The sequence below is a fragment of the Pseudomonas sp. SMN5 genome, from assembly GCF_052041925.1.
Lineage (GTDB): Bacteria > Pseudomonadota > Gammaproteobacteria > Pseudomonadales > Pseudomonadaceae > Aquipseudomonas.
Window position 1 is genome coordinate 83973 of sequence record NZ_JBKGGX010000008.1, and the last position, 12062, is coordinate 96034.

Here is a 12062-nt window from a genome sequence, read left to right on the forward strand (position 1 = left end):
GCGGTCAGCTCAACTAAAACGAACTGCACAGTAGTCCGAAACCATACACCAATTGGGACTACAACGCGCTCGTAAATTTCTCATTAGAGGTACTTACTGAACTGAATTAGTGACTGTAGATTCGCTAATCGATACCCCCCAAGCCCCATTAACGCTTAGAATTAAATTATTTTCAAAAAGCGCCTCAAGGCGCTTTTTTTCGCTAGCGCCAGGAACCCGCATTAGCAGTATTCTTCTCACAAATCAATAGATCACTCTCTTAAAGACTTCAAAACCTAAAAACGCGTTATAGATTTTTCATTTAACTGAATGAGCTTGAACTGAAGTCCCTCAGTCGACTCTTTAAATACAGGTTCCGAATCATCAAATGATGCGGCCACAATACTTTGGAGTTTTGGGTCACCCGATAGCATCTGAAACAAAGCACGTTGGCTTTTAGTCGCCATTGAATGCTGCCCTGGCTCGTCAAACAACAGTATTCCTGGGTGATTCGCATTAACTGTTGAATGAGTTGAAGTCTGATAAATAGCAAGCAAGTAAGACCAAATTAGCCTTACAAAATCGCTAGCACTGGAATCGGCAGCGATATTATTTCGACTCTTACCGGCTTGGTAATGATGAACCGCTAGTTCAGCCCCCTCAACAGCATCTCTAACTACCCGTAACTCAAGTCTCTTTAAGAACGGTAACAGACTATCAAAATCTATTTCAATATCTCGAACTGGGGCACTATGATAATCAAACTCCCCGACATTTGCCCGGAACATTTTTTCAAAAAGATCAAGTACTCTGCCATCGTCTTCAGAGTAATGAATTTTTGGCAATGACGTACGACGCTCTTGGTTTACCTTTAAGCGGTTAGAGAGCCCTTTGAAAATATTTATAATTTCGCCAAACAAATCATCAAATCGCTGCAACTTTACAATCTCTTCCTCAATAAAAATTTGTTGCTTTACTAATGCTCTGGAATTTACGTTTCCACTGGCGACATCTTTACGTAACGATGAAAGAATCGACTTAACATTCACAATGGCCGATTGAGTGTTTTGGACATCCAACTCACAATTGCGAATCAAAACATTTATTCCATCCTGCTGTCGACGGAGCATGTTTAACTGACTTTCCAGATATTCGATGTTTGTTTGAACATCCATCTTCGAGATCAGCTCACCACTAGCAGTGAGGCTATCATCTACATGCTGATGGCACGTCGGGCATTGTTCCTTGGAGAGACTCAGCCCGAGCAAAGCACCAAACTTCTGAAGCTTCTGTGATGATTTATTTCTGATCAGCTCCTCATTAGCCTGGATAACAAGCTGCTTGTTTAAACTCAACGATGACTTATGGACAGCTAAAGTGCTAAGTGCTGATTCGTAAAGCGATACAAGACGACTAAGCTCGGCACCTTGTTCACTCAATGCAGCGACAGTCTCTAAAGAATTATCGTTTTTTGGAATTTCAATCTGCAATTCAAGCGCTTTATATTTCTCTCGCAACTTGGCTATATATTCCACTAAAGATATTCGAGCACCGTCACTTTGAATACCCACACTAACTTTACTAAAATCAATTGTTGAGGCAACCCTAACAGGCAACCCAGCCACATCAACCCTAACATTGAGAGATCTGACTTCCCTAAACAATTCTTTATAAGAATCGTTCCAACTACCATCTATCTCGACAGCTTCGTTATTTAACTCACTGCGCAAGCTTGCAAGCTCAAAAACATCCAAGCCCAAAAGTAGCTCTACAACCTTTACTCGTACATCCCTTATTCCATAGTGAGGAATATTTGCGATATAGTCAGTCCAACCTCTTTTTTGCTCAACAGCTACAGCTGCAAAAACAGCTTGTAAATACAACTTAACTTGTCGACCATTTGCGCCAGCGACAAATGGAAGCTTGAATCCAAGAAAACTCTCTAGGTATGTGTGAAATCCTTCGTCATACTGCGCACCACCACCGTCGTGGAGATATTTAAATGTGGATGATGTTGAAACTCCCTCTGTTAAGTAGGGTCCATTCAACACTTCGACAAGTTTAGGGCTTTTCTGTTCATCGGTAATAGAGCGTCTAAAAGTAACTATGTCTCCAACTGTATTTTCAACCTCCAGTAAGATTTCAGACTTCTCAACAAAAACCTTTTCCCCCTCAAACTCGAAGTAGTCCTTTAATGCATAAGGCAATGAAGCTTGATTCTTACCTCCAACCAACTCCTCCATTCCAAACGCATACAATATGCTGTTAAATACTGTACTTTTACCGGAAGAATTAGAACCACGGATGATTGTCAAATTTCGATCGAATGAAAAAGCAAATCCGAACTCCCCCTCACGGGTACTGATATTAAGTCGTATCGCTTTAATAATCATTGCAGGCTCCATCCTTTGGCTATGGACTCAACCATTTTCTCTGTAACTCCTTTACCAATCAGTCTCAATGCGACTTTCTCACGCATTAACAGTTCTTTGTCTTGAACGATAAAGTTTAAAAATTCTATACCAGCATCAGACACTTCAATAGCGGTGCTGTCTCCGACTATTAACCGCTCTTCAATTGCAAATTTTAGCGCAACGCCTAAAGCCGGATCAAACCCCCAGATAGGAAGGTCCAAACCTCCTTTACGTGAAGCCAACTGCAATTGTTTAAGCCGGCTTTCAGATTTCATCGCCCAATTAAACAAATGCAGCTTTAATACACTGCTTCTCCGCCCACGACCGCATATATCAAGAACAAGTAATATCTGGGCTATTTTGTATAATGTGCGATGCTCTGCCAGCACTGGCGTTGGTCTTTGCGTAAATTTTAATCTTGTCATTTGGCGTCACTCGAAATCCAATTCGCAAGCAGCTAACCACCTAGCTATAGTATGATGTGAAATCTGACTAGCTAGCGATTGATCTACCCCAGGCTGGAGATCAGCCAAGATTCGCTCTTTAAGTTTGTCTGTTATTTTTTCTGTAAGCGATTCAGACGAGCCAGTCCAGGTCGCCTGCCAAATTTCGACATCTTGCTCAAATATAGAAAGCAAACGCACCAGCCGAAAATACAATGTTGGGGAGACATTGTTTAGTGTATTGAAAAAATTATCATGCTCTAGAAATTTCTTTAACGTAATATTATATAGCCTATCAACGCGACTTGATGCTATAGCTCCAGCACCATTAAGCACACGCAGCTTCGTCTTGCGTAAAATGTGTTGCTCATATATTTCAATCGGCTGATCTAGTGCGGGAAGCGCTGTCGGTTCGGTTCCTAGCGTTATTGCTACTCCGTTGAGGCTTCGGAGTTCATTTATCTCCTTAAGGTAAAAATCGGCGTCGTGGAGATGAACTGTGAACTCCGCATGTAAAATGCCTAAATCCCAAGCACGAGCTTCGGCTTCTTTTACTCTTGCATGCTCTAATAACTTGTGATGATTTATCTCTGGAGAAACAAAGCACCAATCTTTTATCTTTGAGCTACCTAAGCGAGCTGACAGGTCATCACTATATTTCTTTAGCTTATCTATATCATCTGAGATTTTTATCTTCTGCTTAGATAAAAGTACATCTTGAGGATATATACGATCTGGACAATAACATTGAAATGCCCTGCCTGTAGCGAGAGTAAAACCCTCTATACCAAAATCGCCAGGCGATGCAGGCATTTCTTGGTATCCGTCAGAGCCATATTTGCTCTTGAAAACAAGCTGACAGAGATCTTCCCATGTATCACCATTAAAAGACCCAAGCTTAGTCATAAACATATTGAGGCCTATCCAATCCGTTTGATAGCCGAGTCATGGCAAAACGCACGCTACCCATGGCTATACGCCATGACATTCTATTAGAAAAAAGCAAACTTGCCTACTAGAATATTTAAGCACCCCTAAATTTTAAGCAAGTATATTTATATTATGTACCCCGCAAAGCTCGTTTAAAAGAACTTATCGCGCTTCCAAAAATAAAACAAACATCACTTATATATAATCCAGGGTAGCACTCATTGAAATTACGGCACCTGCAAACCGCTCTATTTCACAAGCCACATAAACAGCGTTAACTGCTTTCACCAGCAAAGAAAGGAACAATCTAACAATTAGCTTTAGGATATTTTTAGAGATAGATAAATTTATATTTCACTAAAAAATATTTATAAAACAGATAGTTGCATATAGGTTCGACTCCTGGTGCCGCACCATACAAAACAAAGCCCCTGCAAAAATGCAGGGGCTTTGTTGTTTCTGGCACCTCCATTGCCAGTCTATCGGCTGGCGCTTCCCGAGACACCCGGACGTAGCGGGAAGCCGACTGCGCCGGCTGATATACTCCATCTTCCTATGTTGAAATAGCCCCGTTTTCGATAGCTAATCTGCTCGCAGAGCTCCACTTATCCCCCCGTTCCAGTCAGCGGTTCGAGACTCATGATTAGGAAGACTCATCAATACGGAGCTAACCTCCAACGGGGGCCCGAGTTCAGCTCTTTTAAGGAGTGTTACAAATGAGTTCCTCCGACCGCTAGCCCTTAACGGTCCAAAGGGGCAAGATCACTCCACATCTCACCTGTGAGCCATGTGATGGCTAAATCGGATAGATGGTCTATAACGCTGTAAGAGACGGATGAAAGCCACTTGCCGCCAGGGTACCGCCGGCTATACGCTTCACCCTTTAGGCTCAGCGGGTCAGGGAAGTCGGCAGCGAGCGTTGATTGAGAGTGCGGAGCTCAGCTTTATGTCAGACCTTCCAGACATCTCAATGGAACGAAAAACCAAGCTGCAAGGGGATCATATGAGCAAGCAACAGAAGCACACAAAGCTACTTGACCGGCTCAAGGCTTACTATCGCTCAGCTGAACGTGATGCCCATGAAACGGCCCCATTCTATGTCACTGAAAATGGTTCATTGTTCGCAGACGCCAATGAGCTACTTCATTCCAAAGTCGTAAAACGACAGCTTACTGCGTTCGCATCACTCGATAACGATATAAAAAACGAAAAGAAAAAAAAGGAAGCCGAGGCCTAAGGGCGAACGGTGTTGCCAGGAATAACTGTAGATGCTTAAAGCTGCGCTAGCATTCGTCTCCCTTTTAGCGGGGTATGTTTTTATAAGCACCTGGCTAGCAACAAAGTACCTCATCAAGCGCGAAGACTCTCAAAAACTCTATATCCGAGCTGCTTTTTGGGGCCTTTGGCTGTTTCTTCTAGCACTAGCATTTTCCTTCCACCATAAAGACCTAATTCAGTCAGAACTAGGATTTCTAAGCGCCACAATTGAAAGCGTTCCCTTTGAAGCAAAAACCGAAAAAATTGATTCGGCTTTCTGGATTTTGGTCCTCACAGTAACGCTCCTCATAGGCCTAGCTGGTGGCTATGCACTTAACTGGATAACAGCATTTATCGTAATCCCGAAGAAAGAACTTTTAAGGCTTTCAATAAACTTAGTGAAGGGACGGCAGCATCATTTCCTTTCGGATATCTACGGGCACGCAACCAGAAATGCAGTGAAAAAAGCTATTCTGGTCATGAACGCTGATTTAGAGCTGATACTACTGAGGGCTATGGAAGAGAATATGCCTGTGAGCGTGACACTTGGCCACGGCAAAGTTTATGTTGGCCTAATTACTGGCTCCATTGACCCTGGAGACAAACGAGACATGCTCCGCCTTCTCCCCTTGGTAAGCGGCTATCGCAAAAGCGAAGGATTAAAAATAACCTTTACTACCTCCTATATATCTCTTTACGAAATATGTGCCAACGATACAGCATTAAGCCATCTTGACCCTGGAAAATTTGAAATAATCTTCCCTTACTCGGAGATAAAATCTATAAACCTTTTCGACATTAATGCTTATAACGCTTTTCAGAAAACTTACAATCAATCTATTTTGCAAGAAACCGATAAACCTCAATAGCCCTCCCCTACCAACGTCACTTTAAAACCTCCGTTATGTTTTGCGCCTATGAAATTTCTGACGTTCCTCCCGCCAGAAATTGTCTCTGACACACTTCTATTTTTTATTACGGCATCGAATTATAGATAAAAATAAATTCGATCGAATAGCATCGAGCCACGATTGCATCGCCTCCCTTCACCCGCTACTCTGCCTACGTCGCTGCAAATTCAGCGACCGGGCGTGAGAACCCGAAGTAATCAAGGCGCATAAGCGCCCGAAACCCATCGTGGCGTTTTTTTACGTCTGCGATGTCGTTTTATGGCGGCTGTGCGTGGGAGACCTTCGGGTCTACCGGTTGCCTTGATTGCCGGTTTCTCACCCCGCGCACGGCTGCCACCCCAACCTGTGAGAAGGTCGGTGGTAGCTCTTTCAAGTCAAGGAGCCAGACAATGCCAAACCCGCAAGACTTCAAAACCATAGGCCTAACCCCCTTCTCCTTCCATTCCGACCGACCACTCTTTCGCGTCAACAGCGGCGTCCCTATCGGCGAAGCCCTATCTCACGCCTCCGATCTACTCCACGTCGCCAAGCTTCTGGCCGAGGACGCCGCCATGATTCGCGACATGGATCGTTATGCCTGGGCCTCGTGCTATTTGCAGGACATGAGCAAGGCCGTTATTGATGATGTAGTGAAGGTGCTGGAAGCGCCGGGGAGTTACTCCGCTTAGGTGCGAGGTGCGCGACGCTGCTCGATTGGGTGGGCAGCGTTGTGTCTGGGAGTTGAGTTCTGTGGACGGATGAAGAAGGGCTGCTTCGCATCCCAGCGGGAGCAAGCTCCCTCGCCACGGGGGTTGTGGTGCATTCAGTTAATTTTTCTTCCGCCCATATCACAAAAGCGTTCCCCCTCCCCCAATGACCTAGAGAGTGGTTTCCTCCGTGGAGTCTGAGGTCGATTGCTGGCCGATACGGGCTCATCGGTGTTGAAGAGCAGCCAACACATTTTTGGGGTCGTTGTGAATAGCCCGCAATAATGCACGTGCTGGTCCTTCTGGCTCGCGTCGACCTTGCTCCCAGTTTTGGAGGGTTCCCAAGGCTACATCTATCGCTTTCGCGAAGCGGGCCTGGGAAAGGCCGGTGGCTTGTCGAATCACTTTGACTTGCAAGGCGTCGACGTGGAACTCACGAGACGGTGGGCGCTCGCCACGCTCGATTTCATCCATCTGGGTCATGCTCTCGACCAGGCGGTTGAATAGATCTTTTTCCATCATTTCCATACCTTGTCTAAGTCGGTCGGGCCAGCGCTGGACCTGTTAGTAGCTCGGTAGGTCAGACCGACTGTAAATCACGTAAAGCTTCGGGATGCTGTGTCGCGACTCGCAATAGGGTCTGTGCAGCACCTGTTGGCTGGCGACGCCCCTGTTCCCAGTCCTGCAACGTGCGCAGGCTGACTCCGAGCAGTTTGGCGAACGCATTTTGAGAAACGCCAACTTTGGCTCGCGCTTCAGCAGCGGCCGATAACGGTACCTGAGTCACGCGAGCGGCCTTGCCGGCTTTCATTTGACGCACAGAATCCAACAAGTCTTTCTGGAACTGCTCCAGCTCATTGACCATTGCTGATTTCCTCTTTCAATTGCTTGAGAAAGGCTGCCGGTAGGTTGTCGAATTTCGTCTTGGTATAGGCGATCAACAACCAGATAGAGCCTTCTGCAAGCGTGTTGTAATAAATGACACGTGTTCCACCTCGTTTACCCATCCCGCTGCGGGACCAGCGTACCTTTCGCAAGCCGCCACTGCCAGGAACCACATCGCCGGCCAGCGGATTGGCCGCCAACCAGGTAATGAATTCAAGACGCTCGCCATCCTCCCAGATGGATTGGGCATAACGCTTGAAAATTTCGGTTTCGACAATCGTGTACATGGGCCGACTATACGGCCTTGCCGTATAGCCGAGCAAGGCGCATCTGTCTGAGAGATATCTTGATGTTGGGCTAACTTTCAACCTGTCATTCAGCGTTGCATAAATTCGCGGGGCTGCTGCGCACCCCAGCGGGAGCAAGCTCCCTCGCCACGGGGGTTGCGGTGCATTGAATAAAAAAGTGGTCTGTCCCTCGATACCAGGCTCGTTACTCCTGCAAAAAATCCAGGATCGCCCCGCTGGTAGCCTCTGCTTTTTCCTCGAGCACCCAATGCCCGGTGTTTTGCAGGATCAGGGAATGAGGTTGGGTAGTAATGTGCTGTACTTGCTCGGACAATGTTTTGCCTCGTGAGTGATCCCCGCCAATGGTGAGCACCGGGATGGTCAGTTTGTTTTCGGCGAATGCCTGGTTGTCATTGGCGTCATGCTCTACCCACGCAGAATAAAGCTTGAATGCTGCCTCCATGCGTCCGGGTCGGGAGTAATCTGCAACCAGAACGTCACGTACCTCAGCGGATACTTTAGGGTTTCCCTCGTACACGAATTCATCGAAAAACATATCGAGGTATATTTTTTCTTTACCTCGAATCATCTTTTCAGCCGTGCTTCCATAGAAACGAAAATGCCATTTACTCGAAAGACCGGTTTGGGGATTACCATTATAAGGAACCTCCCACCCTGGAATGCCGGGGATAAATCCATCCATTAGAACCATGTGCTTCGTTTCGCGCGGATAAAGCGCACCGTAGGCATAGGCGACTATCAGGCCCATATCATGGCCGACAATATCCACCTGCTTCATCTTGAGCGTTTTAATCAGCTCGTGCAGATCCAGCGCCATGTTCTTCTTGTCGTAGCCACTTGCCGAAACTTCCGTTTCCCCGGCACCACGATAATCCGGGACGACTGGGGTATAACCCGCACGCACCAGCCTTCCCATGAGTGCTTCCCAATTGCGCCAGCTTCCCGGGAAGCCATGCACCAGTAGCACGGGCTTGGCGCCGTTACCGCTCACCAGGTAATGCAGACGAATGCCGTTTACGTCCGCATATTCGCTTTTAAAAGCTGCACCATCAATCAAAACGCTCTCGGACTCCGTTGTTGGGGTAGCCGCCTGCAACTGAGCAGACATCCCTGTGATAGCCAACGAAAAAGCGGAAACAATGAGTTTTCTCATTTTTGGACAATCCCAGGCCGGCCAACTTCCCGATTCAACAGGTACGTTGCGGGTAAATCCAGGAGCAGTGAAGTTCGAAGTTTACTGGCCCTAGCCTGAGTGCATCTTCGGCACGACGGCTACTGTCAGAACCGACAGTCTCGACGAGCGGTTATCGACGTTCCGGCAGCAAATGCCAACGCCCAACAGGCTGCGGCGCATTCAGCTAATTATTTTTCCCGCCGATACCTATGAATAACAGCACAGCCCAATCACGAGGCTCCGCTGGCGCTCAACTACACTTGCCCAGAAATCCTCGCTCCAGGAGCAGTCGGCGATGAAGATCCGCACCAAGGTCATAGGCTCGGGGTTGGTCAGCCTGTCTTTTGCGCTGTTGCTCGGTGGCATCGGGTTGTGGGGTTATCACTCTATGACCGAGGCGCTGTCGCAGAATGAGACCAGTATTTCGGCGATGCGCAAGCACATGGAGGCGGACATGATGCATGACGCCATTCGTGGCGATGTGTTGGCTGCGCTGCTCGTGGCGCCTGGGGATACCCAGGGGGCCAAGGAGGTGACGGAGGCTTTTGACGAGCATTTGCAGCGGATGCGCAAGGTGATTGCCGAGAACGCCGAGGCGGATCTGCCGCCAACCGTTCACACGGCCATTGCCGAGCTGAAGCCACAGGCTGATACCTACATCGAAAAAGCAAGGCAAGTGATTGGCAAGGCGCTGAGCGGTGCCCAGGATGACCAAGCGTTGCGGACCGAGTTCGATGGGGCGTTTTCTGCGTTGGAGGAGCGTAACGAAGCAGTGAGCGAGCTGATTGAAAACCAGGCCCAAATCTCCCGCGAGTTCCAGGACCACAGCATTCAAAACTCGGGACGTTGGTTGATTGCTACATTGCTAGCAACCTGTGTGGCGCTGGCGCTGTTGTCGTGGAATTTGCTCAAGGCCGTGCTTACGCCGCTCAACAAAATCATCCTCAATACCCAGGCGATTTCCCAAGGGGACCTGCAACGCTCGATGGGCGCGCAAAGCAAGGATGAGCTGGGCCAGCTACAAGGTGTAATCGAGCAAATGCAGCGCAATCTACGGCAGATGATTGCCACGATCCGCAGCCAGAGCGATGAGTTGCACGGCACTTCGCAGAACCTGGGCAGTACCGCGCGACAAATCGTTTCCAGCGCCGATCAGCAGGCCCAGAGCGCCACCAGCATGGCGGCGAGCATGGAGCAGATGATGGCGAACATCAGCCAGATCCATCAGCACGCCGACAGTGCCCGGACGATTTCGGCGCAGTCCGAACAACTGGCGAGCAGCGGCGGGCAGGTGATTCTCGGGGTGGTGGAAGGCATGAACCGGATCGCCGAAGTGGTGAACCAGTCTTCCAGCAAGATCACTGCGCTGGACGCGTCGTCCGAAGATATTCACTCGATCATCCAGGTGATCAAAAGTATCGCCGAGCAAACCAACCTGCTGGCGCTGAACGCCGCCATCGAAGCCGCCCGTGCCGGCGAGGCGGGCCGCGGCTTTGCGGTGGTGGCCGATGAGGTGCGCAACCTGGCGGCGCGCACCACCCAGTCCACCCAGGAAATCACTGCGATGATCGAACGCATCCAGTCCAGCGCACGGGATGCGGTGGCGAACATGCAGGCTTGCGTCAGCCGAGTGGACGAGGGCGTGACCCTGGCTCAGCAGGCAGGGGTGTCAATCAGCGAAATCCGCACCGGCGCCCGGCATGCGGCGGAGGTGGTGGAGGAAATTTCCCAGACCATTGCCGAGCAATCGAAAGCCAGCGATGAAATGGCGCAGCGGGTGGAGTCGATTGCCGAGCAGTCCAGGGAAAACACCCGCTCGATTCACCACCTGACGCAAACGGCGGATCAGCTGAACGATGCGGCCGGGTCAATGCAGGCGTCGGTTCAGCAGTTCAAGATCTGATCAGCAAACACCTGGAAAATCATGGCTGGGCAACAATTATTGCCCAGCCATGATTTTCTATAAAAGCTGACTCACACCTGACTCACCTCAAACACAAACGAAATCTCACGTTTCTGGGCACTCCACACATACCGAATATGCTTGCCCTGCACCGGTATCGAAACCGCCGGCGGGCGAAACGCGGCGACGCATTCGTGGCCGGGCAGGCGAACGCTGTTGTACAGCAGACCCCAGGACAAGGTTTCGCGCAATTGCCTCGCAAAGACTTGGGACGGGCCGTAGGCGGTGGGGTCCGGGTCGTGGAGGTGGGGATAATCGTGGCGGATGTCGTGCATGGGCTTGATGACTTTGTTGACGTACGTGCGCATGGTCAACTCCAGGTCCGGCTCATTGGTCGCGCCGAGAAACCGGGCCTGGTGGTAGCAGGTTTCGGCGATGGCGGCTTCCTGGCTGCTGGCGGCGTAGTAGACGCCGAAGGTGCCGTCGCTGAAACGGCTGCTTTTGCCGATGTGAGTGAACGCCGCCATCACCGGTGAAGAGCCCGGCCCGGACACCCGGTCTTCGGGGCGTACCCGAGACAGCACACCGGCCTCCGCCATCAGCCGATCGTTGGTCAATGCCTCCAAGGCATAGGCGGTCGCCAGGTCTTGCGGGTCGAGGACATCTTCGAACAGCGTGATCGGCGGGAAGCTGCTGTTGACGATCCGATAGGCCCGTTCCCATTGCGGGTCCGCCAGTGGAGGTGTCATCAACCACGTACTCCATCGAGGTACCGCCGTACATCGGCAATGTCCACCACCCGGCCTGTCAGCATATAGGTCAATGCCGACTGGCCATTGAACGGCGCAGCGGTGTTGGGACTGCTGACCCACTGGTACACGCGATCCCGGCTGTTGCTGAAGATGATGCTCAGCGCCTTGTGGATACCCATGAGGTAGGAAATACGTTCGAGGGTGTCACGGGGCAACCTTACGTTGTCCGGCAGTTGCTTGTACTTATAGAAGGTGGTGTTTGAGATCTTGCCCAATAGCGTACGTTGCTGTTCGACGCTGCAGCCCCAGAGCTCCATGAGATTGAAGAAAAACTTCAACGCGACTCGACCCGCGTCCGGGTAATCCAATTGCTGCGTGTTGAGGGTGATGGAGGAAGTCGCCATGGGTTTGGGCTCCTAT

Annotated in this window: 13 protein-coding genes; 4 read left to right on the plus strand and 9 right to left on the minus strand. The window is 49.6% G+C overall.

What is annotated here, in order from left to right; translation table 11 throughout:
- Positions 1 to 275: 275 nt before the first annotated feature.
- Genes ACLEJR_RS10390 through ACLEJR_RS10400 form a run of 3 tightly spaced genes read right to left on the minus strand, consistent with a single transcriptional unit; the run spans position 276 to position 3748 of the window.
- Complete coding sequence (locus ACLEJR_RS10390; RefSeq protein WP_440813712.1) at positions 276 to 2372, minus strand: AAA family ATPase; 2097 nt, start codon at positions 2370 to 2372, stop codon at positions 276 to 278.
- Positions 2369 to 2818 carry a hypothetical protein gene (locus ACLEJR_RS10395; protein WP_440813713.1) on the minus strand — a complete coding sequence of 150 codons (450 nt, stop codon included), beginning with the start codon at positions 2816 to 2818 and terminating at the stop codon, positions 2369 to 2371. Before ACLEJR_RS10395 ends, ACLEJR_RS10390 begins: the two co-directional genes overlap by 4 nt.
- A gap of 6 nt (positions 2819 to 2824) precedes the next feature.
- Positions 2825 to 3748 carry a hypothetical protein gene (locus ACLEJR_RS10400; RefSeq protein ID WP_440813716.1) on the minus strand — a complete coding sequence of 308 codons (924 nt, stop codon included), beginning with the start codon at positions 3746 to 3748 and terminating at the stop codon, positions 2825 to 2827.
- An 853-nt stretch (positions 3749 to 4601) separates the two neighbouring features.
- On the opposite strand from ACLEJR_RS10400, the gene ACLEJR_RS10405 reads away from it, so the two are divergent.
- The 3 genes from ACLEJR_RS10405 to ACLEJR_RS10415 all read left to right on the plus strand — a co-directional run bounded on the left by ACLEJR_RS10405 (position 4602) and on the right by ACLEJR_RS10415 (position 6602).
- Positions 4602 to 5003 (plus strand): hypothetical protein, encoded by a 402-nt coding sequence (locus ACLEJR_RS10405; RefSeq protein ID WP_440813718.1) that lies wholly within the window; start codon positions 4602 to 4604, stop codon positions 5001 to 5003.
- Positions 5004 to 5034: 31 nt separating this feature from the next.
- Entirely contained in the window at positions 5035 to 5892 is an 858-nt protein-coding gene (locus ACLEJR_RS10410; protein ID WP_440813721.1) for a hypothetical protein, read from the plus strand.
- A 431-nt stretch (positions 5893 to 6323) separates the two neighbouring features.
- Positions 6324 to 6602, plus strand: coding sequence for a DUF3077 domain-containing protein (locus ACLEJR_RS10415; protein ID WP_440813723.1), 279 nt, complete (start codon positions 6324 to 6326; stop codon positions 6600 to 6602).
- A 243-nt stretch (positions 6603 to 6845) separates the two neighbouring features.
- On the opposite strand, the gene ACLEJR_RS10420 is transcribed toward ACLEJR_RS10415, so the two are convergent.
- The 4 genes from ACLEJR_RS10420 to ACLEJR_RS10435 form a co-directional block, all read right to left on the minus strand.
- Positions 6846 to 7139, minus strand: a complete 294-nt coding sequence (locus ACLEJR_RS10420; RefSeq protein ID WP_215008801.1) for a helix-turn-helix domain-containing protein — start codon at positions 7137 to 7139, stop codon at positions 6846 to 6848.
- A 61-nt stretch (positions 7140 to 7200) separates the two neighbouring features.
- Positions 7201 to 7485 (minus strand): helix-turn-helix domain-containing protein, encoded by a 285-nt coding sequence (locus ACLEJR_RS10425; protein WP_440796673.1) that lies wholly within the window; start codon positions 7483 to 7485, stop codon positions 7201 to 7203.
- Entirely contained in the window at positions 7475 to 7792 is a 318-nt protein-coding gene (locus ACLEJR_RS10430; protein WP_440796674.1) for a transcriptional regulator, read from the minus strand. Before ACLEJR_RS10430 ends, ACLEJR_RS10425 begins: the two co-directional genes overlap by 11 nt.
- Positions 7793 to 7997: 205 nt before the next feature.
- Positions 7998 to 8966, minus strand: coding sequence for an alpha/beta fold hydrolase (locus ACLEJR_RS10435; protein ID WP_440796675.1), 969 nt, complete (start codon positions 8964 to 8966; stop codon positions 7998 to 8000).
- Positions 8967 to 9282: 316 nt separating this feature from the next.
- On the opposite strand from ACLEJR_RS10435, the gene ACLEJR_RS10440 reads away from it, so the two are divergent.
- The gene (locus ACLEJR_RS10440; protein ID WP_440813725.1) at positions 9283 to 10890 is read left to right on the plus strand and encodes a methyl-accepting chemotaxis protein; all 1608 of its coding nucleotides are present in this window, start codon (positions 9283 to 9285) and stop codon (positions 10888 to 10890) included.
- A gap of 71 nt (positions 10891 to 10961) precedes the next feature.
- On the opposite strand, the gene ACLEJR_RS10445 is transcribed toward ACLEJR_RS10440, so the two are convergent.
- Both ACLEJR_RS10445 and ACLEJR_RS10450 read right to left on the minus strand, forming a co-directional pair.
- The gene (locus ACLEJR_RS10445; RefSeq protein WP_440813727.1) at positions 10962 to 11639 is read right to left on the minus strand and encodes an RES family NAD+ phosphorylase; all 678 of its coding nucleotides are present in this window, start codon (positions 11637 to 11639) and stop codon (positions 10962 to 10964) included.
- Positions 11639 to 12046, minus strand: coding sequence for an MbcA/ParS/Xre antitoxin family protein (locus ACLEJR_RS10450; protein WP_440813728.1), 408 nt, complete (start codon positions 12044 to 12046; stop codon positions 11639 to 11641). The genes ACLEJR_RS10445 and ACLEJR_RS10450 overlap by 1 nt, the downstream gene beginning before the upstream one ends.
- Positions 12047 to 12062 lie beyond the last annotated feature (16 nt).